General features: G+C 71.8%; 23 protein-coding genes and 1 pseudogene. 15 read left to right on the plus strand and 9 right to left on the minus strand.

Annotation, left to right across the window (positions count from 1 at the left end; genetic code table 11):
- Window positions 1-194 precede the first annotated feature (194 nt).
- The 3 genes from ACZ4Z2_RS31825 to tyrS all read left to right on the plus strand — a co-directional run bounded on the left by ACZ4Z2_RS31825 (window position 195) and on the right by tyrS (window position 4,466).
- On the plus strand, window positions 195-1,718 hold the full coding sequence (locus tag ACZ4Z2_RS31825) for a TldD/PmbA family protein (protein WP_468080744.1): 1,524 nt from the start codon (window positions 195-197) through the stop codon (window positions 1,716-1,718).
- Window positions 1,715-3,118, plus strand: a complete 1,404-nt coding sequence (locus ACZ4Z2_RS31830; RefSeq protein ID WP_468080746.1) for a metallopeptidase TldD-related protein — start codon at window positions 1,715-1,717, stop codon at window positions 3,116-3,118. Before ACZ4Z2_RS31825 ends, ACZ4Z2_RS31830 begins: the two co-directional genes overlap by 4 nt.
- Before the next feature lie 76 nt (window positions 3,119-3,194).
- The gene (gene tyrS / locus ACZ4Z2_RS31835) at window positions 3,195-4,466 is read left to right on the plus strand and encodes a tyrosine--tRNA ligase (protein ID WP_468080747.1); all 1,272 of its coding nucleotides are present in this window, start codon (window positions 3,195-3,197) and stop codon (window positions 4,464-4,466) included.
- 76 nt (window positions 4,467-4,542) lie between these two features.
- Here the strand turns inward: tyrS and ACZ4Z2_RS31840 are convergent, their stop codons facing one another.
- Window positions 4,543-4,824: a GlsB/YeaQ/YmgE family stress response membrane protein gene (locus tag ACZ4Z2_RS31840; RefSeq protein ID WP_468080748.1), complete on the minus strand. Its 282-nt coding sequence runs from the start codon at window positions 4,822-4,824 to the stop codon at window positions 4,543-4,545.
- Between the two features lie 248 nt (window positions 4,825-5,072).
- On the opposite strand from ACZ4Z2_RS31840, the gene ACZ4Z2_RS31845 reads away from it, so the two are divergent.
- On the plus strand, window positions 5,073-5,459 hold the full coding sequence (locus tag ACZ4Z2_RS31845) for a DUF3099 domain-containing protein (RefSeq protein WP_468080749.1): 387 nt from the start codon (window positions 5,073-5,075) through the stop codon (window positions 5,457-5,459).
- A gap of 206 nt (window positions 5,460-5,665) precedes the next feature.
- Window positions 5,666-5,902, plus strand: coding sequence for a hypothetical protein (locus tag ACZ4Z2_RS31850; RefSeq protein WP_468080750.1), 237 nt, complete (start codon window positions 5,666-5,668; stop codon window positions 5,900-5,902).
- A gap of 46 nt (window positions 5,903-5,948) precedes the next feature.
- On the opposite strand, the gene moaA is transcribed toward ACZ4Z2_RS31850, so the two are convergent.
- The 3 genes from moaA to ACZ4Z2_RS31865 form a co-directional block, all read right to left on the minus strand.
- Window positions 5,949-6,938: a GTP 3',8-cyclase MoaA gene (moaA, locus tag ACZ4Z2_RS31855; protein ID WP_468080751.1), complete on the minus strand. Its 990-nt coding sequence runs from the start codon at window positions 6,936-6,938 to the stop codon at window positions 5,949-5,951.
- A 146-nt stretch (window positions 6,939-7,084) separates the two neighbouring features.
- Window positions 7,085-8,710 carry a solute symporter family protein gene (locus ACZ4Z2_RS31860; protein ID WP_099968658.1) on the minus strand — a complete coding sequence of 542 codons (1,626 nt, stop codon included), beginning with the start codon at window positions 8,708-8,710 and terminating at the stop codon, window positions 7,085-7,087.
- Window positions 8,707-9,063 (minus strand): DUF485 domain-containing protein, encoded by a 357-nt coding sequence (locus ACZ4Z2_RS31865; protein ID WP_468080752.1) that lies wholly within the window; start codon window positions 9,061-9,063, stop codon window positions 8,707-8,709. Before ACZ4Z2_RS31865 ends, ACZ4Z2_RS31860 begins: the two co-directional genes overlap by 4 nt.
- Before the next feature lie 390 nt (window positions 9,064-9,453).
- Here ACZ4Z2_RS31865 and ACZ4Z2_RS31870 point away from each other — a divergent pair, with 390 nt between their 5' ends.
- The 4 genes and pseudogenes from ACZ4Z2_RS31870 to ACZ4Z2_RS31885 all read left to right on the plus strand — a co-directional run bounded on the left by ACZ4Z2_RS31870 (window position 9,454) and on the right by ACZ4Z2_RS31885 (window position 15,519).
- Window positions 9,454-10,989, plus strand: a complete 1,536-nt coding sequence (locus tag ACZ4Z2_RS31870; protein ID WP_468080753.1) for a S8 family serine peptidase — start codon at window positions 9,454-9,456, stop codon at window positions 10,987-10,989.
- A gap of 87 nt (window positions 10,990-11,076) precedes the next feature.
- On the plus strand, window positions 11,077-12,594 hold the full coding sequence (locus ACZ4Z2_RS31875) for a S8 family peptidase (protein WP_468080754.1): 1,518 nt from the start codon (window positions 11,077-11,079) through the stop codon (window positions 12,592-12,594).
- Window positions 12,595-12,723: 129 nt separating this feature from the next.
- Window positions 12,724-14,258: pseudogene (locus tag ACZ4Z2_RS31880) on the plus strand (CoA transferase).
- Window positions 14,259-14,457: 199 nt separating this feature from the next.
- The gene (locus ACZ4Z2_RS31885) at window positions 14,458-15,519 is read left to right on the plus strand and encodes a CopD family protein (RefSeq protein ID WP_468080756.1); all 1,062 of its coding nucleotides are present in this window, start codon (window positions 14,458-14,460) and stop codon (window positions 15,517-15,519) included.
- A 29-nt stretch (window positions 15,520-15,548) separates the two neighbouring features.
- Here the strand turns inward: ACZ4Z2_RS31885 and ACZ4Z2_RS31890 are convergent, their stop codons facing one another.
- Both ACZ4Z2_RS31890 and ACZ4Z2_RS31895 read right to left on the minus strand, forming a co-directional pair.
- Complete coding sequence (locus tag ACZ4Z2_RS31890; protein WP_468080758.1) at window positions 15,549-16,277, minus strand: lysoplasmalogenase; 729 nt, start codon at window positions 16,275-16,277, stop codon at window positions 15,549-15,551.
- Complete coding sequence (locus tag ACZ4Z2_RS31895; RefSeq protein ID WP_468080759.1) at window positions 16,274-17,245, minus strand: sterol desaturase family protein; 972 nt, start codon at window positions 17,243-17,245, stop codon at window positions 16,274-16,276. Before ACZ4Z2_RS31895 ends, ACZ4Z2_RS31890 begins: the two co-directional genes overlap by 4 nt.
- Window positions 17,246-17,563: 318 nt before the next feature.
- Here ACZ4Z2_RS31895 and ACZ4Z2_RS31900 point away from each other — a divergent pair, with 318 nt between their 5' ends.
- From ACZ4Z2_RS31900 to ACZ4Z2_RS31910, 3 genes are all read left to right on the plus strand, one after another.
- A complete protein-coding gene (locus ACZ4Z2_RS31900; protein WP_468080761.1) occupies window positions 17,564-18,556 on the plus strand; it encodes a DEDDh family exonuclease in 993 nt (330 codons plus the stop codon).
- Between the two features lie 80 nt (window positions 18,557-18,636).
- Window positions 18,637-18,870, plus strand: coding sequence for a hypothetical protein (locus tag ACZ4Z2_RS31905; protein WP_079049939.1), 234 nt, complete (start codon window positions 18,637-18,639; stop codon window positions 18,868-18,870).
- A gap of 69 nt (window positions 18,871-18,939) precedes the next feature.
- Entirely contained in the window at window positions 18,940-19,764 is an 825-nt protein-coding gene (locus ACZ4Z2_RS31910; protein WP_468080763.1) for an SURF1 family cytochrome oxidase biogenesis protein, read from the plus strand.
- A gap of 75 nt (window positions 19,765-19,839) precedes the next feature.
- Here the strand turns inward: ACZ4Z2_RS31910 and ACZ4Z2_RS31915 are convergent, their stop codons facing one another.
- The 3 genes from ACZ4Z2_RS31915 to ACZ4Z2_RS31925 all read right to left on the minus strand — a co-directional run bounded on the left by ACZ4Z2_RS31915 (window position 19,840) and on the right by ACZ4Z2_RS31925 (window position 22,508).
- Window positions 19,840-20,037, minus strand: coding sequence for a YbdD/YjiX family protein (locus ACZ4Z2_RS31915; protein WP_468080765.1), 198 nt, complete (start codon window positions 20,035-20,037; stop codon window positions 19,840-19,842).
- Entirely contained in the window at window positions 20,034-22,190 is a 2,157-nt protein-coding gene (locus tag ACZ4Z2_RS31920) for a carbon starvation CstA family protein (protein WP_468080767.1), read from the minus strand. Before ACZ4Z2_RS31920 ends, ACZ4Z2_RS31915 begins: the two co-directional genes overlap by 4 nt.
- Before the next feature lie 81 nt (window positions 22,191-22,271).
- Entirely contained in the window at window positions 22,272-22,508 is a 237-nt protein-coding gene (locus tag ACZ4Z2_RS31925) for a DUF3311 domain-containing protein (protein WP_468080769.1), read from the minus strand.
- 222 nt (window positions 22,509-22,730) lie between these two features.
- Here ACZ4Z2_RS31925 and ACZ4Z2_RS31930 point away from each other — a divergent pair, with 222 nt between their 5' ends.
- The 3 genes from ACZ4Z2_RS31930 to ACZ4Z2_RS31940 are packed head-to-tail and all read left to right on the plus strand — an operon-like array spanning window position 22,731 to window position 25,212.
- The gene (locus tag ACZ4Z2_RS31930; RefSeq protein WP_468080771.1) at window positions 22,731-24,272 is read left to right on the plus strand and encodes a sodium:solute symporter family protein; all 1,542 of its coding nucleotides are present in this window, start codon (window positions 22,731-22,733) and stop codon (window positions 24,270-24,272) included.
- Window positions 24,269-24,922, plus strand: coding sequence for a sigma-70 family RNA polymerase sigma factor (locus ACZ4Z2_RS31935; protein WP_468080772.1), 654 nt, complete (start codon window positions 24,269-24,271; stop codon window positions 24,920-24,922). Before ACZ4Z2_RS31930 ends, ACZ4Z2_RS31935 begins: the two co-directional genes overlap by 4 nt.
- Entirely contained in the window at window positions 24,919-25,212 is a 294-nt protein-coding gene (locus ACZ4Z2_RS31940; RefSeq protein WP_468080773.1) for a hypothetical protein, read from the plus strand. The genes ACZ4Z2_RS31935 and ACZ4Z2_RS31940 overlap by 4 nt, the downstream gene beginning before the upstream one ends.
- Window positions 25,213-25,261 lie beyond the last annotated feature (49 nt).

A 25,261-nucleotide genomic window follows, 5' to 3' on the forward strand; every position in this document is an offset into this window, starting at 1 on the left:
GACGGCAGGCGCCTTCCTCGAAAACCTATCGGTCGGGCCCGTCGCGCGGGCATTCGGGCAGTGACAGTGGCGTGGGGGACTCACTGTGGGGTCCCTACAGAAAGCCATCGGGGTCGGCGCGGAAAGATGTGGTCCGGGTGCCCGCGGGCGCGACATGATCGGACCCGACAGGCCACGACAGCAGGGAGACCTCGGTGCCTCATTCCATCGACGAAGCCTTCACGGCACTGCCGCTAAGGGCCTTGGCCGACGCCGCGCTCGCACGCGCGCGTGCGCTCGGGGCCGAGCACGCGGACTTCCGGTTCGAGCGGGTGCGCAGCGCGTCCTGGCGGCTGCGGGACGCCAAGCCCGCCGGATCGTCGGACACCACCGACCTCGGCTACGCGGTGCGGGTGGTGCACGGCGGCACCTGGGGGTTCGCCTCCGGTGTGGACCTGACGATGGACGCCGCCGCGAAGGTCGCCTCGCAGGCGGTGGCGATGGCCAAGCTCTCGGCCGAGGTGCTCAAGGCGGCCGGGTCCGACGAGAGGGTCGAGCTGGCGGACGAGCCGGTGCACTCGGAGAAGACGTGGATCTCCTCGTACGGGATCGACCCGTTCACCGTCCCCGACGAGGAGAAGACCGCGCTGCTCACGGACTGGAGCGCGCGGCTGCTGGCGGCGCCCGGGGTCAATCACGTGGACGCCTCGCTGCTCACCGTGCACGAGAACAAGTTCTACGCGGACACGGCGGGGACGGTGACCACGCAGCAGCGGGTCCGGCTGCACCCGTCGCTGACCGCCGTGTCCGTCGACGAGTCCAGCGGTGAGTTCGACTCGATGCGGACCCTGGCGCCGCCGGCCGGCCGGGGCTGGGAGTACCTGACGGGGACCGGCTGGGACTGGGACGACGAGCTGGCGCGGATCCCCGAGCTGCTCGCCGAGAAGATGCGCGCCCCGAGCGTGGAGGCGGGCCTGTACGACCTCGTCGTCGACCCGTCGAACCTCTGGCTGACCATCCACGAGTCCATCGGCCACGCCACCGAGCTGGACCGCGCGCTCGGCTACGAGGCCGCCTACGCCGGCACGTCCTTCGCCACCTTCGACAAGCTCGGCAAGCTCCGGTACGGCTCCGAGCTGATGAACGTCACCGGTGACCGCACCGCCGAGCACGGCCTCGCCACCATCGGGTACGACGACGAGGGGGTGGAGTGCCAGAGCTGGGACCTCGTCAAGGACGGCACCCTCGTGGGCTACCAACTCGACCGCCGCATCGCCCGGCTGACCGGCCTCGGCCGCTCCAACGGCTGCGCGTACGCCGACTCCCCCGGGCACGTCCCCGTGCAGCGCATGGCCAATGTGTCGCTCCAGCCGGATCCGGCGGGGATGTCCACGGAGGACCTGATCGGCGGTGTCGACCGCGGTATCTACGTCGTCGGGGACCGGTCGTGGTCCATCGACATGCAGCGGTACAACTTCCAGTTCACCGGGCAGCGGTTCTTCCGGATCGAGAACGGGCGGATCACCGGGCAGCTGCGGGACGTCGCGTACCAGGCGACGACGACCGACTTCTGGGGTTCCATGGCGGCCGTGGGCGGGCCGCAGACGTATGTCCTCGGCGGCGCCTTCAACTGCGGCAAGGCCCAGCCGGGCCAGGTCGCCGCGGTCTCGCACGGCTGCCCCTCGGCCCTGTTCAAGGGCGTCAACATTCTGAACACCACGCAGGAGGCAGGTCGATGAGCGCGCCCGTCAACAAGGCACACAAGCCGCACGAGATCGTCGAGCGGGCTCTCGAACTGTCCCGGGCCGACGGATGCGTGGTGATCGCCGACGAGTACTCCACGGCCAACCTGCGCTGGGCGGGCAACGCGCTGACCACGAACGGGGTCACGCGCGGGCGGTCGGTGACGATCGTCGCCACGGTCGACGGCAAGGAGGGCACCGCCTCCGGTGTCGTGTCCCGCTCGGCCGTCACCGCCGAGGAACTGGAGCCGCTGGTACGGGCCGCGGAGGAGGCCGCGCGCGGGGCCGGGCCCGCCGAGGACGCCCAGCCGCTGGTCACGGGCGTGCAGCCGTCCCCCGACTTCACGGAGCCGCCCGCCGAGACCACCTCCGCCGTGTTCGCCGACTTCGCCCCGGCCCTGGGCGAGTCGTTCGCACGCGCGCGTGCGGGCGGCCGCGAACTGTACGGCTTCGCCAACCACGAGCTGGTCACCAGCTATCTGGGCACGTCGACGGGGCTGCGGCTGCGGCACGACCAGCCGAACGGCACGCTGGAGCTGAACGCCAAGTCCCCGGACCGTACGCGCTCGGCGTGGGCGGGTCGCTCCACGCGGGACTTCAAGGACGTCGACCCGGCGGCCCTGGACGCGGAGCTGGCGGTACGGCTCGGGTGGGCAGAGCGGCGGATCGCGCTGCCCGCCGGACGGTACGAGACGCTGCTGCCGCCGACGGCCGTGGCCGACCTGCTGATCTACCAGATGTGGTCGGCGTCGGCGCGGGACGCCGCCGAGGGCCGGACCGTGTTCAGCAAGCCCGGCGGCGGCACCCGGATCGGCGAGCGGCTCACCGACCTGCCGCTGTCGCTGCGCAGCGACCCCTACGAGCCGGGGCTGGAGTCGGCGCCCTTCGTGCTCGCCCACTCCTCCGGCGGCGACAGCTCGGTGTTCGACAACGGGCTGCCGCTGAAGGCGACCGACTGGATCCGCGAGGGCGAGATCGCGCATCTGCCCACCACCCGGCACAGCGCGGGCCTGACCGGCCTTCCGGTGGCGCCCGCCATCGGCAACCTCGTCCTCGACGGCGGCGACGACCGCTCCCTGGAGGAGATGGTCGCGAACACCGGACGCGGGCTGCTGCTGACCTGCCTGTGGTACATCCGCGAGGTCGATCCGGCGACGCTGCTGCTGACCGGCCTGACCCGCGACGGTGTCTACCTCGTGGAGAACGGCGAGGTCACGGGCGAGGTCAACAACTTCCGGTTCAACGAGTCGCCGGTGGACCTGCTCGGGCGGGCCGTCGAGGCGGGCCGCACGGAGAAGACGCTCCCCCGGGAGTGGAGCGACTACTTCACCAGGGCCGCCACCCCCGCGCTGCGGGTGCCGGATTTCAATATGAGCTCTGTCAGCCAGGGCGTATAACCTCGTAGTCGTTCGTGGTCGGCCGCCCCCGGCTGCCGACCACCATCCGAAGAGCATTCGAGGAGACACGAGAACCGTGACGGACATCGTCGACGAGCTGAAGTGGCGGGGGCTGTTCTCCCTGTCCACCGACGAGGACGCTTTGCGCAAGGCTCTCGCGGACGGTCCCGTCACGTTCTATTGCGGTTTCGACCCGACCGCGCCGTCCCTGCACGTCGGGCACCTGGTGCAGGTGCTCACCGTGCGCCGGCTCCAGCAGGCCGGCCACCGGCCGCTGGCGCTGGTGGGCGGTGCGACGGGTCTGATCGGCGACCCCCGCCCCACGGCGGAGCGCACGCTCAACGACCCGGAGACGGTGGCCGGCTGGGTCGGCAGGCTGCGCGCCCAGATCGAGCCGTTCCTGTCCTTCGAGGGCGAGAACGCGGCCGTCATGGTCAACAACCTCGACTGGACCGAGGGCCTGTCCGCGATCGAGTTCCTGCGGGACATCGGCAAGCACTTCCGCGTCAACAAGATGCTGACGAAGGACTCCGTGGCCCGCCGTCTGGAGTCCGACCAGGGCATCAGCTACACCGAGTTCAGCTACCAGATCCTCCAGGGCATGGACTTCCTCCAGCTCTACCGGAGGTACGGCTGCACGCTCCAGCAGGGCGGCAGCGACCAGTGGGGCAACCTCACGGCCGGCCTGGACCTGATCCACCGGCTGGAGCCCGGTGCCGAGGTGCACGCGCTGGCGACCCCGCTGATGACCAAGGCGGACGGCACCAAGTTCGGCAAGACCGAGGGCGGCGCCGTCTGGCTGGACCCGGAGATGACGACGCCGTACGCGTTCTACCAGTTCTGGCTGAACGTGGACGACCGGGACATCGCCCGGTACATGCGCATCCTGTCCTTCAGGTCCCGTGCGGAGCTGGAGGAGCTGGAGCGGCAGACGCAGGAGCGGCCCCAGGCCCGTGCCGCGCAGCGCGCGCTGGCGGAGGAGCTGACGACGCTGGTGCACGGCGCCGACCAGACGGCAGCGGTGATCGCCGCGTCGAAGGCGCTCTTCGGCCAGGGTGAGCTGGCGGAGCTGGACGAGCGGACGCTGGCCGCGGCGCTGGCCGAGGTGCCGCACGCCAAGGTCGCCGAGCTGGCTCCGGTCGTGGACCTGTTCGCCGAGGTCGGGCTGGTGCCGAGCAAGTCGGCGGGCCGGCGCACGGTCAAGGAGGGCGGGGCCTACGTGAACAACGCGAAGGTCACCGCCGAGGACGCCGTGCCGGCGGCGGAGGACCTCATCCACGGGCGCTGGCTGGTGCTGCGGCGCGGCAAGAAGAACCTGGCGGCCGTCGAGGTGACGGGGGCCCGGTAGAAGCACCGAGGGGTGTGGGGGCGCAGCGGCCACGGCGTCGCTCGGTCCCCGCACCCCTTCGCGCGGCGGGCGTCCGTCAGCCGCGTTGGTGTTTCTTCTTCCCCACCGTCGCCATGTAGAGGCTGTCGCCCAGGTACACGATCGCCACCGCGGCGACCACCTGGAAGACGTGGCGGCTCCAGTCGATGCCCGCGGTCTCCTCGACGCCGAAGCCCCGTGCGATGGCGTTGCCGACGACGGCGCCCAGCATGCCGAAGATCGTCGTCAGCCAGAGCGGGCTGTGCTGCTTGCCCGGAATGATCGCCTTGGCCAGCAGGCCGAGCACGAGCCCCACGATGATCGCCCACAACCAGCCCATGGCTGCCTCCTCCTACGGCTCGACGTGAGCAGTACGGCCAGTGTCGGCCCGCCTCCGCTACGCCGCATGTCGGGCGGTGCCGTACGCGGGACGGCGCAGGTCGTCCCGTCCCGCCGGGAGGAGACCCGGTCTCGTAGGCGGCGCAGGCGCGGCGTACCGTGGAGAGGTACCGGCCCGCCGTTCACCGTGCGGGGTCCGGCAGGGGAACGGGCCGGGGCGCGTCCGACAGAGGCGGGTGGTGGAACGCGATGCGGAAGCAGAGCAACGTCGAGGTCTTCCGGATCACCGGCGCCCGGCAGGGGCTCGCCGACGACGTCCGGGGCAGGCAGCGACGCTATGTCATCTCGATGTCGGTGCGCACGCTCTCGGTGATCGCCGCGGCGGTCCTGTGGAACGTCGAACGGCACGTCGCGGTCGTCGCCCTGGTGCTCGGAATGGTGCTGCCGTACATCGCCGTGGTGATCGCCAACGCGGGCCGGGAGAACGCGCCCTCGCTGCCGTCCACGTTCATCGTCCCGCCGGTGCGGCCCATGATCACGCCGCTCCCTGCCGAGGAGTCCGCGGAATCCTTCACGGAAGACGTCCCGGCGGACTCCGCGGGGGGTCACCGGAGTGAGCCGCGCGAGCGGGCCTGAGCCGGGGACCCGCTGGAAGCGGAATCCATCCGGCCGCCAACCTCAAGAAAAGCTCAGATCAATCATGTAGTTCCTGTGCCGGGCAGAGGGTCACCCGTGACATACTGCGTACGCGCTCCGCATCCCCCGTCGGAGCGACAGACCGACGCCGGGCAGCTCCCCCCGTGGCTGCTCGGCGTCGCCTTTTGTGCGGCTAGGGTCGACGGGTGAACATCCTCAACGTCCCCGGTGCCGATCCCGTCTCCCCCGTCTGTTCCGCCAAGGGCTGTCGTGCCGACGCGGTCTGGGTGCTCGCCTGGAACAACCCCAAGCTGCACACCCCGGACCGGCGGAAGACCTGGCTCGCGTGCGAGGAGCACCGGGAGCATCTGTCCCAGTTCCTCGGGGTGCGCGGGTTCCTCAAGGACGTCGTCACGCTCAAGGAGTGGGAGGACAGGGCCTAGGCCGCCGCCGGGCAGCCCGTGCGCCGCTGCTGCGTCGTGGGGGTCCTCATCCCCCGATCGCGGACATCGGCCGGTCGGGCTGGACGAACGACGGATCGTCCAGGCCGGCGCCCGCCTTCTTGCCCCACATGGCCAGTCGCCAGATGCGGGCGATCTCCTCGTCGGGGGCGCCCGAGCGCAGGGCTGCGCGGAGGTCGGTCTCCTCGCGGGCGAACAGACAGGTGCGGACCTGGCCGTCGGCGGTGAGGCGGGTGCGGTCGCAGGCGGAGCAGAACGGGCGGGTGACGGAGGCGATGACGCCCACGCGGTGGGGGCCGCCGTCGACGAGCCAGCGCTCCGCCGGTGCCGAGCCGCGCTCCTCCTGGCCCTCGGGGGTGAGGTCGAAGCGGGTGCGCAGGGAGGCGAGGATGTCGCCGGCGGTGACCATGCCGTCGCGCTTCCAGCCGTGCTGGGCGTCCAGCGGCATCTGCTCGATGAACCGCAGCTCGTAGTCGTGCTCGACGGCCCAGGCGAGGAGGTCCGGGGCCTCGTCGTCGTTGAGGCCGGGCATCAGGACCGAGTTCACCTTGACGGGGGTCAGGCCCGCCTCGCGGGCTGCTTCGAGGCCCTCCAGGACGTCCTTGTGGCGGTCCCGCCGGGTGAGGGTCTTGAAGACATCGGGGCGCAGGGTGTCCAGGGAGACGTTCACCCGGTCCAGGCCCGCCGCCTTCAGGGCCGCCGCCGTGCGCTTCAGGCCGATGCCGTTGGTGGTGAGGGACGTCTGGGGGCGGGGCTCCAGCGCCGCCACGCGCTCCACGATGCCGGCCAGGCCGGGGCGCAGCAGGGGCTCGCCGCCGGTGAAGCGGACCTCGGTGACGCCGAGGGTGGTGACGGCTATGTCGATGAGGCGGACGATCTCGTCGTCCGTGAGCAGATCGAGCTTGGCCAGCCACTGCAGGCCCTCCTCGGGCATGCAGTAGGTGCAGCGCAGATTGCACCGGTCGGTCAGCGAGACCCTGAGGTCGGTGGCCACTCGGCCGTAGGTGTCGATGAGCACGTGGGCCCCCTCCCGCGCCGGATCAGTCGTTCCCTGACACCTGCGAGCCTACGTGACACCGGTGACGACATCACAGGCCCGATCCCACGAGACGCGGCGAGGGGCCGCCGTAGATCCCTACGACGACCCCTTCGCAACACGACCTCTCAGTGCGCGCCGGTGCCCGTGAGGGAGCGGACCTCCAGCTCGGCGTACTTGGCCTCGTCGGGCTTCTCCTTGGAGAGCACGGTGCCGAGGAAGCCCATGAGGAAGCCGAACGGGATGGAGATGATGCCCGGGTTCTTCAGCGGGAACCAGTGGAAGTCGACGTCCGGGAACATCGCCTTGGGGTCGCCGGAGACGACGGGCGAGAACAGCACCAGGCCGACGGCGACGATCAGACCGCCGTAGATCGACCACAGCGCGCCCTGGGTGGTGAACCGCTTCCAGAAGAGGCTGTAGAGGATGGTCGGCAGGTTGGCCGAGGCCGCGACCGCGAAGGCGAGCGCGACCAGGCCGGCCACGTTCAGGTCGCGGGCGAGGGCGCCGAGGCCGATGGAGACGATGCCGATGAAGACGGTCGCCCAGCGGGCCGCGCGGACCTCCTCGGCGCCGGACGCCTTCCCCTTGCGGATGACGTTGGCGTAGATGTCGTGCGCGAAGGACGACGACGAGGCGAGGGTGAGGCCGGCGACCACGGCGAGGATGGTCGCGAACGCCACCGCCGAGATCGTGGCGAGCAGGATCGCGCCCCAGGCCGAGTCGACGCCGCCGAGGTGCAGGGCGAGCAGCGGGGCCGCGGTGTTGCCCGACGGGTTGGAGGCGATGATCTCCTTCTGGTCGATCAGCGCGGCGGCGCCGAAGCCGAGGGCGATGGTCATCAGGTAGAAGCCGCCGATGATGCCGATGGCCCAGTTGACCGACTTACGGGCAGCCTTGGCGTTGGGCACCGTGTAGAAGCGGATCAGGATGTGCGGCAGGCCGGCGGTGCCGAGGACCAGGGCGATGCCGAGGGAGATGAAGTCCAGCTTGGAGGTGCCGGTCGCGCCGTACTGGAGGCCGGGCTCCAGGAAGGCGGCGCCCTTGCCGCTGTTCTCGGCGGCGGTGCCGAGCAGATCGGAGATGTTGAAGTTGAACTTCAGCAGCACCAGGAACGTAATGAGGAGCGTGCCGCCGATCAGCAGCACGGCCTTCACCATCTGGACCCAGGTGGTGCCCTTCATACCGCCGATGGAGACGTAGACGATCATCAGGAGGCCGACGAGGGCGACGATGAGGATCTTGCCGGCGTCGGAGGTGATGCCGAGGAGCAGGGAGACGAGGACGCCCGCGCCCGCCATCTGGGCCAGCAGGTAGAAGATCGACACGACGATCGTGGACGTACCGGCGGCGGTGCGCACCGGGCGCTGGCGCATGCGGTACGCGAGCACGTCGCCCATGGTGTAGCGGCCGGAGTTGCGCAGCGGCTCGGCGACCAGGAGCAGGGCGACCAGCCAGGCGACGAGGAAGCCGATGGAGTAGAGGAAGCCGTCGTAGCCGAAGAGGGCGATCGCGCCGGCGATGCCGAGGAACGACGCGGCGGACATGTAGTCGCCGGAGACGGCGAGGCCGTTCTGGAAGGCGCTGAACTGGCGGCCGCCCGCGTAGAAGTCGGCGGCGTCCTTGGTCTGGCGGCCGGCCCACACGGTGATGGCGAGCGTCGCGAGGACGAACAGCGCGAACAGCGTGATGATGAGCGGCCGGTGCTCGCTGGCCTCGTTGGCCGCGAGGACTGTCTGCTGAACGGGGCTCATGCGCCGCCCTCCATCCGGGACTTGATCGCCTCGGCCTTGGGGTCGAGCTTCGCGGCGGCGTGCCGCGAGTACCACCAGGCGATGAGGAACGTGGTGACGAACTGGGCGACGCCGAGGACGAGGGCGATGTTGATGTTGCCGAGGAGCTTGGTCCCCATGAAGTCGCCGGCGTAGTTGGAGAGCAGGACGTACAGCAGGTACCAGGCGATGAAGGCGACGGTCAGCGGGAAGGCGAACGACCGGTAGGAGCGGCGCAGTTCACCGAACTCGGCGCTCTCCTGGACCGCGGTGAACTCCTCGGCCGAGGGGAGATGGTGTTCTGCCTGCGCGGGGGGCGGTGCGTCGGTTGCCACGGAGTCTCCTCGCGTATCCGCCGCGGTCGCGACGGTGGATGGGGACGATTTCGCCGTCGGATCGGGGGACGGGTCGATTACGGACATCTGGTCGGCTCTGTTCCTAGCGGTGAGATGGGGCGCACGATCGTGCTCGGGCTCCCTGCTCAACGTCACGGCGGCACGGGAGGACCGGTTCAACCGTCTGTCGTTCTTTCGAAAATCGATTCGGCGACGGATCGACACAGGCGTGTCGATAAGGGATACCCCTCTACTTCGGCCGGGGTCCCCTCAAGTCATTGCTGGCCAGGGACGGCGGGGGATAGCTTCGGGGCGCACCACCAAGTCATGTACCTGCCCAGGCACTCGTGTGCCCGGGGCCGGTTTCTTTGAGGATGATGTGGAGACCCCATGGCTCATCTGCGCTCCAGCCGTCGGCTCGCGCTCGCGGTACCGGTCGCTCTCTCGCTGACCGCCTCACTCGGCTTCCTGCCGGGTGTCGCCTCGGCGGCGCCGCTCGCCGCACCCGCCACCGCGACCGCGACCGCGGAGGGCCCGAACCTCTCGTACGTCGTGAACACCAGGACCGACAAGTGGACCCTCGCCTCCGTCAAGAAGGCGATCGCCGAGGCGGGCGGCAAGGTCGTCGTCGCCTACGACCGGATCGGCGTGATCGTCGTCCACTCCACCAACCCCGAGTTCGGCGCGACGATCCGTGCCGCGCGCGGTGTGCAGTCGGCCGGTCTGACCCGTACCTCGCCGCTGACGCCCGCGGGCACGACGGACGAGGGTGCCGTCGACGTCCTGACGGACGCTGAGGCCGCGAAGGTGAAGGCCGCCTCGGCCGACATCCCCGACGCCGAGCCGCTCGAGGCCGACCAGTGGGACCTGCGGTCGATCGGCGCCGACAAGGCGGCGAAGATCAACGACGGCAGCAGGAGGGTCACGGTCGCCGTCATCGACACCGGCGTCGACGACACCCACCCGGACCTCGCGCCGAACTTCTCCAAGTCCCAGTCGGCCAACTGCGACGGCGGTGTCGCGGACACCAGCGAGGGCGCCTGGCGGCCGTACACCGCGGCCGACTACCACGGCACGCACGTCGCCGGTGAGATCGCCGCGGCCCGCAACGGCATAGGCGTCGCCGGCGTGGCTCCCGGCGTCCAGGTCTCCAGCATCAACGTGACCGACAAGAAGAGCGGTCTGTTCTACGCGGAGAGCGTCGTCTGCGCGTTCGTGTTCGCCGCCGACCACGGCGTGGAGATCACGAACAACAGCTACTACGTCGACCCGTGGCTCTACAACTGCATGGAGGACCCGGACCAGAAGGCGATCGTCGACGCCGTCAACCGGGCGCAGAAGTACGCCACGAAGAAGGGCACCCTGCACCTGGCCTCGGCGGGCAACTCCAACCACGACCTCGCCTCCGACGCGATCGTGGACGCCTCCAGCCCCAACGACACCACTCCGGTCGAGCGCACCATCGACCCGAGCGAGTGCTTCGACGTGCCGACCCAGCTGCCGGGCATCGTCACGGTGAGCGCGACGGGCGTGAAGAACGAGAAGTCGTACTACTCCACGTACGGCAACGGTGTCGTCGACATCGCGGCGCCGGGCGGCGACCGGCGTTACCAGCTGCCGGACACCCCGTCGAAGGACGGCCGCATCCTGTCCACGATGCCGGAGGGCAAGTACGGCTTCCTCCAGGGCACGTCGATGGCGGCGCCGCACGCCTCGGCCGTGGCCGCGCTGCTGAAGTCCACGCACCCGTGGGCGTCCCCGGCGCAGCTGCAGTGGCTGCTGAAGGCCCAGGCGGACAAGCAGGCCTGCCCCACGACGTACGACCAGAACGGCGACGGCACCCCGGACGCCGTCTGCGAGGGCGGCCCGCGTGTCAACGGCTTCTACGGGCACGGCATCGTCAACGCCCTGAAGGCCGTCAAGTAACAGCCACCGGGGCGGACCGACACCCCGACGGGAACGCGTTCCCGCACAGCTCGTACCGCTCATCACGCGAAACGAACTGGAGACAGCATGACAGCGCCTCGTAAGCGCTCGCGTCGCCTGGCGGCGATCCCCCTGGGGATGGTCCTGGCGACGGCAGTGGTCGTCATACCCGGTACCACGGCCTCGGCGGCAGAGGTGACCGCCCGGACCGCGGCCGACGCGACACAGCTCAGCTACGTGGTCAACGTCCGCCCCGGTCACGGACCGTCCGCCAAGGTGAAGAAGGCCATCACCGAGGCGGGCGGCACGATCGTGACGTCGTACGACAGGATCGGCGTCATCGTCGTCCACTCGGCGAACGCCGACTTCGCCCCCGCGATCCGCCGGGTGCCCGGGGTGGAGTCGGCGGGCGCCACGCGCACCGCGCCGCTGCCCGCGCAGTCCACCACCGACGTCGGCACCCCCAAGGTGCTGTCCGCCGAGGAGATCGCGGCAGCGGACGCCGCCGAGGGCCAGGACCCCCTTGAGTCACTGCAGTGGGACCTGCCCGCCATCAAGGCGGACAAGGCCCACGAGGTGTCCCTGGGCAGCCCGGACGTCACGGTCGCCGTCATCGACACCGGCGTCGACGACACCCACCCGGACATCGCGCCCAACTTCGACCGGAAGGCGTCGGTCAACTGCGTCACGGGCAAGCCCGACACGACCGACGGCGCCTGGCGGCCGGGGCCCACGGAGAGCCCGCACGGCACTCATGTGGCCGGTGAGATCGCCGCCGCGAAGAACGGCGTCGGGGTCACGGGTGTGGCGCCGGGCGTGAAGGTGTCCGGCATCAAGGTGTCCACGACGGCCGGCTTCTTCTACACGGAGGCCGTGGTCTGCGGCTTCATGTGGGCCGCCGAGCACGGCGTGGACGTCACGAACAACAGCTATTACACCGACCCGTGGTACTTCAACTGCAAGGACGACCCGGACCAGAAGGCGCTCGTCGAGGCCATCACCCGGGCCTCGCGGTACGCGGAGAAGAAGGGCACGGTCAACGTCGCGGCGGCCGGCAACGAGAACTACGACCTCGCGGCCGACGAGATCACCGACCCGACGTCGCCGAACGACACGACGCCGTCGGACCGGGTGATCGACCCGTCGAAGTGCCTGGACATCCCGACCCAGCTGCCCGGTGTCGTCACGGTCGCCGCGACCGGCGCGAAGGGCGTCAAGTCGTCGTTCTCCAACCACGGTCTGGGTGTCATCGACATCGCCGCGCCCGGCGGCGACTCGACCCGTCTGCAGACCCCGGCCCCGCCCGCCACCAGCGGCCTCATCCTGGGCCCGCTGCCGGGCGGCAAGTGGGGCTACATGGCCGGTACGTCGATGGCGTCACCGCATGTCGCGGGGGTCGCCGCCCTCATCAAGTCGACGCACCCGTACGCGCCGGCGCCGCTCGTGAAGGCCCTGCTGTACGCGCAGGCCGACGCGACGCCGTGCACGGACCCGTACGACCTCGACGGTGACGGCAAGGCCGACGCGGTGTGCGAAGGGCCGAAGAACTACAACGGCTTCTACGGCTTCGGCACGGCGGACGCGCTGGACGCGGTCACCAAGTAGCGGCTCACCACGCGGGAACTCTCCTCAAGGGAGCGTCAGGGTCGGGCGGTCGGGTACCGCCCGGCCCTTTCCGCTGCCCCGGCACCCATGTTGATCCCGTCCACACCGCACAGTGGACTCATGACGGACATGGGTGCGGGCAAGGGCGCGGGCAGGGACTCGGGCGCGGGCGGAGCCAGGGGGATCGGCACCGGCGGAGGCAGCTCGATCGGCACCGGCGTGAGCCTGGCGTCGGCGTGGGCGGCGCTGGGCGGCGACCCCGGTCCGCTGCGGCGGGTGTCGACGGTCGTACGGGACGGGGTGCTGCCGGCCCGGCTCCCGGTACGGGAGCTGGCGCGGGCCTGCGTGGGCGTGTGCGCCCTGGCCGCCGCCGAGCTGGGCGCGCGGCGGGCCGGCCTCGCGGACGTGCCCCGCGTACGGGTGGACGACGGGGCGGTGGCCACGGCCTTCGTGAGCGAGCGGCATCTGCTGATCGACGGGCGGGCGCCGGTCGCCTTCGCGCCGCTGTCGCGTTTCTGGCGCACGGCGGACGGCTGGGTGCGCACGCACGCCAACTACCCGCACCACCGGGAGCGGTTGCGGTCCGCGCTGGGGCTGCCCGGGGGCGACGCGACCGCCGTCGGCGCGGCGCTCGCCGAACGCTCGTCGCTTCAGGTCGAGGAGGCGGTGTACGCGGCCGGGGGTCTCGCGGTCGCGCTGCGGTCGGTGGACGAATGGGCGGCGCACGAACAGGCCGCGGCGGTGGCGGCCGGGCCGCTGGTCGAGCACGACCGGGCGGACATCGCGCACGCGCGCGTGCCGCCGCCCGCGGCTCGGGCCGCGCACCGGCGTCCGGGGCCGGCGCCGTCCTCGTCGGGCGGGGCTCTCCCGCTGCCCGCCGCCGGGGTGCGGGTCCTCGACCTGACCCGTGTCATCGCGGGCCCGGTCGCCACCCGGACGCTCGCCCTGCTGGGCGCGGACGTGCTGCGCGTCGACCCGCCGGGGCTGCCCGAAATCCCCGACCAGCACATCGACACCGGCTTCGGGAAGCGGTCGACGGCACTGGACCTGGCCCGTGCCGCCGACCGGCGCGTCTTCGAGGAGCTGCTGGCCGCGGCGGACGTCGTCGTCACCGGGTACCGGCCGGGTGGGCTGGACCGGTTCGGGCTGGCCCCGCAGGCACTGGTCGCCCGGCGGCCCGGCCTCGTCGTGGCGCAGCTGTCGGCGTGGGGCGCGTACGGGCCGTGGGCCGGGCGGCGGGGCTTCGACAGCCTCGTCCAGGTGGCGACCGGGATCGCGGCGGTCGAGGGGTCGCCGGAGCGTCCGGGCGCGCTGCCCGCGCAGGCCCTCGACCACGGGACGGGGTACCTGCTGGCGGCGGCGGTGCTGCGGTCGCTCTCCGAGGGGTGGGCGGACGGTCGCGGACGGGTCGTACGGCTGTCGTTGGCGCGAACGGCGGCGTGGCTGCTGGAGGACGCGGGCCGGGGCCGGGGGTCCGCCCTGCGGGTGCGGAGGAGAGCAGCGCCGGTGCGGTGTCCGGCTCGGCGGATCCCTGGCTCGCCGAGCGGGACAGTCCGGTCGGGCGGCTGCGGTACGCGCTGCCGCCGGTCTCCTTCGAGGGCGGGCCGGGCGACTGGGCGCGACCGCCGGGGCCCTGGGGCGCGGACGAGGCGAGGTGGGTGTGAGGGGCGAGAGGGTGCCAGGGGGTGTGCGAGGGAGTGAACTGGCGGCGCGTGGGTGAGATGTGCGCCTCCCCCGCGCTTCTTGGCGCGCAGGTCTCCGTGAGACGGACACCGTCCCCAGCCGTAGGTATGGGCGTGATGTCGAACTACCGGCTGTTTTCCGGAACTTGCCCGTCTCTGGGGCGACTGGTGGACTTTCGGGGTGAGCCTGACGAGACGGACGACGGAGGAGAACGGGGCCCTGGGCCCCGGGCGGCGGGCCGTCGGGGGACGTGCGGGGCGGTGGCCCGGACGGTGGTGGCCGGCGGGCGGCGGGCGGGCCGCCGGGCTGCTCCTCCTGGTGGCCGTGGGCGCGGCGGTCCCCCTGTTCGGGCCGCGTGTCGCGCTGGCCGGCACGGGTGAGGCGGCGGCCCCCGGGGCGGGCGGGATCGCCCTCCTGAGAACGGTCGCGCTGGCCGCGCTGTGCGTACCGCTGGGCGAGCTGTTCGTCGTGCGGCTGGCCCGGCGGGTGCCCGGTGCCCCGGAGGAGAGGCCCCGCAGTCGGGCGGCGGGGGCGGCTGTCGCCGGTTGCGTGGCCGCCCTGGGGCTGGCCTCGGTGGTGGCGACCGGCAACCTCCTGCCGGGCTCCCCCGCCGACATGGACATCGGCGGCCTCCACGCGACGCGGGACGGACGGCTCGCCCTGCTGGAGGTCAACGCGTTCGCGGCGGCGGCCCTGTGCGCCCGGTCCCGGCGTCCGCTCACCCAGGTGGTGCCGCTCACGGCGATCGTCGCCGCGGAGGCGTCGCGGGCGCACCCCACCGTCGAGGACGACCCGCTCCTCGGCACTGCCCTGACGTTCGTTCACCTGCTGTGCGCGGCCTTGTGGGCGGGCGGACTGCTGTACGTCCTACGCACCCTGGGCACGCGCGCGTGGCGCGCGACGGCAGGGCCGGGCGCCGCGCTGCTGGGTTTCTACGCGCGCGTGGCCGTGGTTCTGCTGGCCGCCGTGACCGCCACCGGGTTGGGCAGCACGCTCCGCCGGATGCCGCCGGGCACGGTCCTCGACCAGCTGACGGAGACGGCGTACGGGCGCGTCCTGCTCGCCAAGGTGCTGCTCATGGCCGCCGTCGCCGCGCTCGCCCTCTCCGCGCGGCTGCGGCTGCGGCGCGCGGCCGACCCGCTCGACGCCTGTGCTCCCGCACGCGCGGAACTGGTGTTCCTGGGGGTGGTCGTGGCGGTGTCGGCCCTGCTCACGGCGCTGCCGGTGCCGATCCGCTGGTGAGGGCCGGCGGCCCCGGGGGCCGCCCTCGCTCAGGGGGCCGCCGTCACCGAGCCGCCGGTGGGCGCCGGTCGCCCGGTCTCCGGGGTCTGGAGGACACCGTGGGCCAGCAGGCACTGGGCGGCGATGTACGTGAGCATGATCCACAGGTCCGGGCGCGGGAGCTGCGGCCACTCGGCGACACCCGTCGCGATGAGCATGTCCGACAGCACGAAGAGCGCGCCGCCGGCGCCGGCGACGACCCCCAGCCGGGCCGCGGAGCACGCCATCGCGGTCAGCAGGGCGCTGTACCCGGCGACAGGCACCCGCAGTTCCGCGGGCAGACCGGCCCACAGGCTCGCCAAGGCGACGACGAGGACGAGCGCGTACCCGGCGGGCAGCCGGAGGGCACGCGCGCGTGCCGCCCGCTCTCCCTCGGGTGAACGGCCCGCCCCCGCGCTCCCCGCGTCGTTCGCCCGCCGCGCCCGCTTCCCGAAGAGGACGAGGTAGCAGACGTGCCCCGCCGCGAAGGAGCCCATCCCGGCGAGGAAGGCGGGGTCGGCGTCGGAGAGGAGGAGGACGTCCCCGCCCCAGCCGCACAGGAGCGCGGCGATCAGCAGCCGGGGGCCGCCGCGCGCGTGGACGCACGCGGCGAGCAACGGCATCAGCAGCGGCTTGGCGGCGAGGTGCCCGGGGGTGAACCCCGCGGCGAGGGAGCCGAGGTCGACGACCGCGGCGACCCCGAAGGCGACGAGGACGGTCTGTCCGCCGTCCCGTCTCACGCGGCGGTCTCCGTGACCGCCGGCCGCTCCTCGGCGGCCGGCTTCCCCTCGGCGGCCAGCTTCCCTTCGGCGGCCGGCTTCCCCTCGGCGGCCGGCTTCCCTTCGGCGGCCGGCTTCCCCTCGGCGGCCGCGCGCCGAGCCGCCGGTCCCCAGCCGGGGCCCCGGAAGACCCGCCCGGCCCGCTCGCTCCAACTCCGGGCCGCCCTCAGGTCCTTGGCGATGGCGACGTACTCGTGGGTGGCGACCCGCAGGGGGTTGTAGGTGCCGATGTTCTTGGTCAGACCGTAGACGGGGCGCTCGGTCTCCGCGACGAAGGACCGGAACAGCCGGTCCCAGACGATGAGGATGCCGCCGAAGTTGCGGTCGAGGTAGCCGCCCTGGGAGGCGTGGTGGACGCGGTGGTGCGACGGCGTGTTGAACACGAACTCGAACGCCGGGTGCAGCTTGCCGATGCGCTCGGTGTGGATCCAGAACTGGTACACGAGGTTGGCCGACGAGCAGAAGGCGAGCGCGGCCGGATGCACACCGAGGGCGATGAGCGGGACGTAGAAGGGCCACACGGTCCACGTGGTCCAGGGCTGCCGCAGCGCGGTGGTCAGGTTGAACTTCCGGCTGGAGTGGTGCACGACGTGGCAGGCCCACAGGATCCTGACGACGTGGTGGCCCCGGTGCGACCAGTAGTAGAAGAAGTCCTGCGCGAGCAGCATCAACGGGACCGTCCACCACAGCACGGGCACGCGCAGCGGGGTCAGTTCGTAGACCGCGGTGTAGATGGCGACGATCGGGATCTTCCACAGGAAGTCGAACGCGAGACTGCCGAGCCCCATACCGACGCTCGTCGCGGCGTCCTTCGCCTCGTATCCGGCGGCGTCCTCGTCCGGATGGAGGCGGTAACTGATCACCTCGATCACGGTGAGCAGCACAAACGCGGGTATCGACCACAGCACGACATCGGGCAGGTTCGGCATGTGGGCACCGTAGAACCGCTGGTGAGCTGGGGCTAGACGTTGTTACTGACAAGTATTTCCAGTGGTACGCGCTTGCTTCTTGGCGTCCTCCGCCAATCCGGCGGGCAGACTTGAGGGGTGGCCCCCGAAAGGGAGCCGTCGATCTGCGCCACCGGGCGATGTGCCCCATCTGCGACATCCGGCCCAGAACTTCGCGACCTTGGAGACCAGCCTCGCCGAACTGGCCTTCGCCGCACAGCTCACGGCACCGGCTTCCACGGCAAGACACCTCACCGTCGAGTAACAGGCTGTCAGTCGTGGCCCGTATCCTCAGGGACCATGCTCGAAGACCTTTCGACCGCGGCGTCGCAAGCTCCCTGGCCGACCGCGTATCCGCAGGGGTACGCGGTTGTTGACGTGGAGACGACCGGGCTGGCCCGGGACGACCGGATAATCTCCGCGGCTGTGTACAGACTGGACGCGCGCGGTGAGGTCGAGGACCACTGGTACACGCTGGTCAACCCGGAGCGCGACCCGGGGCCGGTGTGGATCCACGGGCTGACGAGCGACGTGCTCGAAGGGGCCCCGCTGTTCCGGGACATCGTGGAGGAGTTGTCCTCCCGGCTCGCCGACCGCGTACTCGTCGCGCACAACGCGGTGTTCGACTGGTCGATGCTCGCCCGGGAGTACGCCCGCGCGGAGACCGAGGCGCCGGTGCGGCAGCGGCTGTGCACCATCGCGCTGTCGAAGGAGCTGGGGCTGCCGCTGCCCAACCACAAACTGGAGTCGCTCGCGGCCCACTTCGGCGTCGTGCAGCAGCGCGCCCACCACGCGCTGGACGACGCGCGGGTGCTGGCGGAGGCGTTCCGGCCCAGTCTGCGCGCCGCCGCCAGCCGGGGTGTGCGGTTGCCGCTGCTCGAATGCCGGCCGCTGACCGAGTGGTCCTCCTCGCCGACGATCGGACGGCAGGCCACCGGCGGGTACTCCTCCGGTGGCTACGGGGCGGGCAGTTGGCGGCCCTCCCGCAAGCGGCCCCCGTGCCCGTACCCCAACCCCGGCCGGTACGAAGAGGGCAAACCGCTCAAGCAGGGCATGCGGGTCGCCTTCTCCGGGGACACCTCCGTCGACCGGGAACTGCTGGAGGACCGGGCGGTGGAGGCGGGGCTGCATGTGGCGACGAGCCTGTCCCGGGTGACGAGTCTGCTCGTCACCAACGACCCGGACTCGGGTACGTCCAAGACCGTCAGGGCCCGGCAGTACGGGACACCCGTGATCGACGAGGCGGCGTTCGGGCAGCTGCTGCGGGACGTGGAACCGGCCTCCGAGGGGTGAGAGGGGCGTACGGGTGATTGGCGGGCGACTCGCCCGCCGTCCGCTCGCCCGTGGCGGGTCGGCGCCGCACGCTGTGGCGCATGGCACGTTGCGAAGTCTGCGGAAACGACTACGGCATGACGTTCGAGGTGCACGCGCAGGGCGCGGTGCACGTCTTCGACTGTTTCGCCTGCGCGATCCACCGCATGGCCCCCATCTGCGAGCACTGCCGGGTGCAGATCATCGGTCAGGGCGTCGAGGTCGAGGGCCACTGGTACTGCGGCGCCCATTGCGCGCGGGCCGAGGGGAGGGTGGGGATCGTCGACAAGGTCTGAGCCGGTATGCGGCGGCCCCCGGCGGGACCCTCCCGCCGGGGGCCGAACCGCGCGAGGTACGGTCAGTGGGTGTACCGCTTCCTGTTGTCCCGGCAGTGGGTGATCCTCACGCTGCTCGCGCTCGTCCTGATCCCGACCATGGTCAGGCTGGGCTTCTGGCAGATGCATCGGTACGAGGAGCGCTCCGCCCGGAACCAGCTCGTCGCCGACGCGCTGGCCGCGAAGCCGGTGCCCGTGGAGCGGCTGACGTCCCCCGGGCACACCGTCACCAGCGCCGAGCGCTACCGGACCGTGACCGCGCGGGGCACCTTCGACACCGACGACGAGGTCGTGGTCCGCCGCCGCACCAACGCCGATGACGAGGTCGGCTTCCACGTCCTGACCCCGTTCGTCCTCGACGACGGCAAGGTCCTGCTCGTCAACCGCGGCTGGATCCCGTCGGGAGGACTCGGCGAGACGGCGTTCCCCAAGATCCCCGCGCCGCCCGGCGGTGAGGTCACCGTCACCGGGCGGCTGATGCCCGACGAGACGACCGAGGCCAGCGGGATCAAGGACCTTGAGGGCCTGCCGGACCGGCAGATCATGCTGATCAACAGCGGGCAGGAGGCCAAGCGCCTCGACGCCCGGGTCCTCGGCGGCTACGTCGCCCTGACAGCGCCCGAGCCGAAGGGCGACACCCCGGAACTCCTCGGCAGCCCCGGCGACGAGAACGCCGCGCTGAACTACGCGTACGCCCTCCAGTGGTGGCTCTTCGCCGCCGCCGTCCCCGTCGGCTACGTCATCCTCGCCCGCCGCGAGCGCCGCGACCGCGAGGCGGCCGCGGCGAACGCCGAGCATGCGGAGAACGAGCAGACCGAGGACGAGCAGACGAAGACGACGCCCTCTCCGGCGTAGGGCCTGCCCCGTCAAGGACCCGTCCCGTCAAGGACCCGCCCCGTCAAGGCCCCGTCCCGTCCAGGGCCCGTCCCGTCAGCAGCAGCGGCCCTCCGGGTGCTCCTCCCGGTGCCGGGCCCGCAGGGCGTCGTACTCCCTCCGCGTCGGCACCGGGGTTCCGGCGTGCCGGCGGTGGTGCCGGGCGCAGTAGCGGTCGTACTCGGCCTCGCCCGTCAGTTCCCGGAGGTACCAGCGCACGGTCCGGGCCCAGCGGCGGATGCCCGGGGCCGTCATCGGCGGGCCCCCGCCAGCTCGTCCTCGGACCGCTCGGGCAGGTCGTCGAGGCGGGACTCGACGTAGGGCGCCTCGGAGGTCGGGAGCGGGGACGGGGAGCGTACGGCGCGGACGCAGACCACCGCGCAGTTGACGAGGACCGTGAGGACGAGGAGGAGGAAGATCGCCATGATCACGCCGTCGACCGTGTTGTTGAGGACGATGGTGTGCATGTCGTCCATGGTCGTGGCGCCGGGCAGCAGCTCGCCCCTGTCGATGGCGGCCGCGTACTTGTCCCGCAGGGCGAAGAAGCCGACCGCCGGGTTGTCGGAGAAGATCTTCTGCCAGCCGGCGGTGAAGGTGACGGCCACGTCCCAGGCCAGCGGGATGCCGGTGACCCAGGCCCAGCGGAGCTTGCCGGACTTGATCAGGACAGTCGTGGTGACGGCGAGGGCGACCGCGGCGAGCAGCTGGTTGGCGATGCCGAAGAGCGGGAACAGCTGCTTGATGCCGCCGAGGGGGTCGGTGACACCGGCGTGGAGGAAGTAGCCCCAGGCGCCGACGACCAGGGCGCTGGTGATCCAGATGCCCGGCTTCCAGGTGACCCGGCCGATCGGCTTCCAGACGTTGCCGAGCATGTCCTGGAGCATGAAGCGGCCGACGCGGGTGCCGGCGTCCACGGTGGTGAGGATGAACAGCGCCTCGAACATGATCGCGAAGTGGTACCAGAACGCCTTCATCCCCGCGCCGCCGAAGACCCCGGCGAAGATCTCCGACATGCCGACGGCGAGGGTGGGCGCGCCACCTGAGCGGCCGACCAGGGTCTCCTCCTCGACGGCCTTGGCGGCGGCGGTGAGCTGCTCGGGGGTGATGGTGAAGCCGAGGTTTCTCACGGCCTCGGCGGCGGTGTCGACGGTCGGACCGAGCAGGGCGGCGGGGGAGTTCATGGCGTAGAAGAGGCCGGGCTCCAGCACGCACGCGGCGATCAGGGCCATCACGGCGACGAAGGACTCCGTGAGCATGGAGCCGTAACCGATGAGCCGGACCTGGGACTCCTTCCGGATCAGCTTCGGGGTCGTACCCGAGGAGACCAGGGCGTGGAAGCCGGAGAGGGCGCCGCAGGCGATGGTGATGAACAGGAACGGGAAGAGGGAGCCGGCGAAGACCGGGCCGGTGCCCGTGTGGGCGAACTCGGTGACGGACTCGGCCCTGAGGTTCGGGGCGGCGATGACCACGCCGACGGCCATCAGGGCGATGGTGCCGACCTTCATGAAGGTGGAGAGGTAGTCGCGCGGGGCGAGCAGCATCCACACGGGGAGCACGGAGGCGACGAAGCCGTAGCCGACGAGGCAGAACACCAGGGTCTCGGGGCTCCAGACGAAGTACCCGGCGAGCGAGGAGTCCTGGATCCAGCCACCGCCGAGGATGGCGAGCAGGAGCAGGGCCACGCCGAGGAAGCTGGTCTCGACGACCCGGCCGGGGCGGAGATAGCGCAGGTAGAAGCCCATGAAGAGGGCGATGGGGATGGTCATGGCGACCGAGAAGGTGCCCCAGGCGGACTCCGCGAGGGCGTTGACGACGACCATCGCGAGGACCGCGAGCAGGATGATCATGATGGCGAAGACGCCGATCAGCGCGGCGGCTCCGCCGACCTTGCCGATCTCGTCACGGGCCATCTGGCCGAGGCTCTTGCCGTCCCGGCGCATGGAGAGGAACAGGACGATCATGTCCTGGACGGCGCCGGCGAAGATGACGCCCGCGATGATCCAGATGGTGCCCGGCAGATAGCCCATCTGCGCGGCCAGGACGGGGCCCACCAGCGGACCGGCACCCGCGATGGCCGCGAAGTGGTGGCCGAACAGCACCCGCTTGTCGGTGGGGTGGTAGTCGACGCCGTCCTCCAGCCGTTCGGCGGGCGTGGCACGGGTGTCGTCGACCTGGAGGACCCGGCGGGCGATGAACCGGGAGTAGAAGCGGTAGGCGATCGCGTACGAGCCGAGGGCCGCCACGACCAGCCAGACGGCGGAGATCTCCTCGCCCCGGGACAGGGCGACCACGGCCCAGCCGAGCGCGCCGACGAGGGCGACGGTGATCCAGAGCGCGAGGGATCTCGGCGACATCCGGGGCTTTTCGGGTGCGGTGCGGCCGGATTCGGGCACGGCTGATGTGGGCATGGCGGCTCCTGACCTCAACGGGTGTGCGGCGGGAAAGGGTGAAGCGAAAGAAGGAAGAAGGGAGAAGGAAGAAGGGTGGGCTCAGCGAGGCCGGTCTCGGCGCCGGTCCCGCCGCCGGTCCGTCAGCGCGTACGCGGCGAGCAGACAGAGGCCGCATCCCGGTACCCAGGCGAGCTGGTACCAGTAGAAGAACGGCGTCCCGGCCAGTCGCGGCTCGGCACCGGCGTACCAGGGGACCCACAGCAGGCCCGCGGCGGGCGCGAGGAGCAGTACGGCGATCGCGACGCGCCGTAGCCGGTGATGACCGGTCCGTGGCATGGCCTGCGCTCCTCTCCCGCTTCCTGTGGGTCTGTGCAAGAGTTGCCCACCCGCTCGGATCGGTTGACAGCGCGTTTCCGCGAGATTCCTCGAGATTTCCTCCGGTCTCCGGTCAACCGGAGCGGCGCCCCGCGCAACTACCGCGTGAAGGCCCCCGGCGCGCCGAAGGCGGCGCGGCACCCCGGGACGGTGCGGGGCCAGGCACACCAAGGACGGTGAACCATGGCGGACGCTGCCATGACCGCGACGTTCCTCGCCGTGATCGGCGGAGCGTCGCTGCTCGCCGTCACCGCGCGCCGGCTGCGCCCCACCGACCGGCTGCCGTCCCTGGAGGGCTGGGCGCTGGCCGACCGCTCCCTCGGCCCGGTGTGGACCTGGCTGCTGCTCGGCGGCACCGTCTTCACCGCGTACACCTTCACCGCCGTGCCCGGCCTCGCGTACGGCAACGGGGCGCCCGCGTTCTTCGCCGTGCCGTACACGGTGATCGTCTGCCCGCTCGCGTTCGTGCTGCTGTCCCGGCTGTGGGAGGTGGCCCGGCGCCACGGCTATGTGACGGCCGGGGACTTCGTGCGCGGCCGGTACGGTTCGGCGCCGCTCGCTCTGGTGGTGGCGCTGACCGGGATCCTCGCGACGATGCCCTACCTGGCGCTCCAGCTGCTCGGCATCCGGGCGGTGCTGACGGCCGGGGGCGTCTACCCCGAGGGCGCGGCCGGTGACCTGGTGATGGTCGCGCTGTTCGCGGGGCTCGCCGTGGCGACGTACCGGCACGGGCTGCGGGCGCCCGCGGTGATCTCGGCGCTGAAGGCGGTGGCCGTCTTCGTGTCGCTGACCGCCGTGTGCTGGCTGGTCCTCAGGCGGTTCGGCGGTCCCGGCCCGGTCTTCGAGGGGGCGGCGGAGCGCCTCGGCGGACCGGCCCTGCTCCTCTCCCCCGAGCAGCAGCCCGCCTACGCCACCCTCGCGCTCGGCTCGGCGCTCGCCCTGCTGATGTACCCGCACGTCCTGACCGCCGGGTTCGCCGCCGACGGCCCCCGCACCGTCCGCAAGGCCACGGTGGCCCTGCCGGCCTGGACCGGGCTGCTCGCCCTGTTCGGCTTCCTCGGGATCGCGGCGCTCGCGACCGGGGTGCGGGCACCGGAGGGCGGCGCCGAGGCGGCCGTCCCGATGCTGGTGGACCGGCTGATGCCGGGGCCGCTGGCCGGGCTGGTGTTCGGCGCGATCACCGTGGGCGCGCTGGTCCCGGCGGCGGTGATGTCGATCGCGGCGGCCACCGGCTTCGTCCGCAATGTGTACGTCGAGTACTTCCAGCCCACCGCCACTCCGAAGCGGCAGGTACGCATCGCCAAGGCGGTGTCGCTGACGGCGAAGGTGGGGGCGGTGGCGTTCGTGTTCGGGCTGCGCGACCAGGACGCCATCAACCTCCAGCTGCTGGGCGGGGTGTGGATCCTGCAGATCTTCCCGGCGGTGGCGGTCGGCCTCGTCACGGGCCGGCTGCATCCTCGGGCCCTGCTCGCCGGGTGGGGCGTCGGCATGGTGACCGGCACGTTCCTGGTCGTACGGGAGGGGTTCTCCTCGATCGTGCTGCTGGGCGGCGGCTCGCTGGAGATCTACGCCGGTCTGCTCGCCCTCCTGGTGAACCTGGCCGTCGCGGTGGTCGCCACCGCGGTCCTCGAACGGCTCGGCGTCCCGCGCGGCGCCGACGCGACCGACCTACCGTCCCGCCTGACCGTCAGGCGGCGCCCCGAGACGGGAGCGAGCAACCCGTGAGACGCAGACAGCACATGAGCGTGCCGGTGCCGACACCGACGGCCCCCGCCGCCGAGCCGCCGGTCGGTGCCGTACGGCCCCAGGCGACCGTCGAACCGCTGGTGCCGCGGCCGGCACACCGGGGCGAGCCGCCGGCCCCCGCCGCGAGCGACCCGGTCGACGTGGAACGCGAGGCCGGCGTCGCCCGGCTGTTCGAGCTGCACTACTCCTCGATGCTGCGGCTCGCCGTGCTGCTGGGCGCCGACGACCCCGAGAACGTCGTGGCGGAGGCGTACTACCAGATCTACCGCAAATGGCGGCGTCTGAAGGACGCCGCGGCGGCGGAGGCGTATCTGCGTTCCACCGTCTGCAACCTCACCCGGATGCGGATACGGCACCTCCAGGTCGTCCGCAAGCACGCGGAGACCCCGCCGGACGAGGCGGTCGCCTCCGCCGAGAGCACGGCCCTGCTCCATGACGACCAGCGGGTGCTGATCGGCGCCCTCCAGCAGTTGCCCGCCCGGCAGCGGGAGGCGCTCGTGCTGCGCCACTGGCTCGGGCTGAAGGAGAGCGAGATCGCGGCCGCGATGGGCATCTCCTGCGGCTCGGTCAAGACCCACACCGCACGCGGCCTCGCCGCCCTGACCCAGGCGATGGAGGCCCGGCGATGAACGACACCACCGGCAACGACACGGGCAGGGACCGCACCGAGCGGGAGCTGGCCGAGGCGCTCGCCGCGCTCGCGGGCGGCGTCCACGCGGCCCCCGACGCCTACCGCACGGCCCGCGGCGACTGGCTCCGCCGGGAACGGCGCCGCCGGCTCGTCCTCGCGGTACTGATCATGGTCGTCTTCGCGCTGGCCACCCTGATCGGCCTCTGGGTCCTCAACCGGACCCCGTCCAGCCCCGGGGTGATCTTCTCGGGGGTGGGCGGCACGACGGCGGGCACGGGACCGGGCTGACGGACGGGGCGGGCGGCCACCGGGGGTACCAGGTGGGTCGCATTCCGTC

It is taken from the genome of Streptomyces sp. NPDC030183 (genome assembly GCF_055573455.1).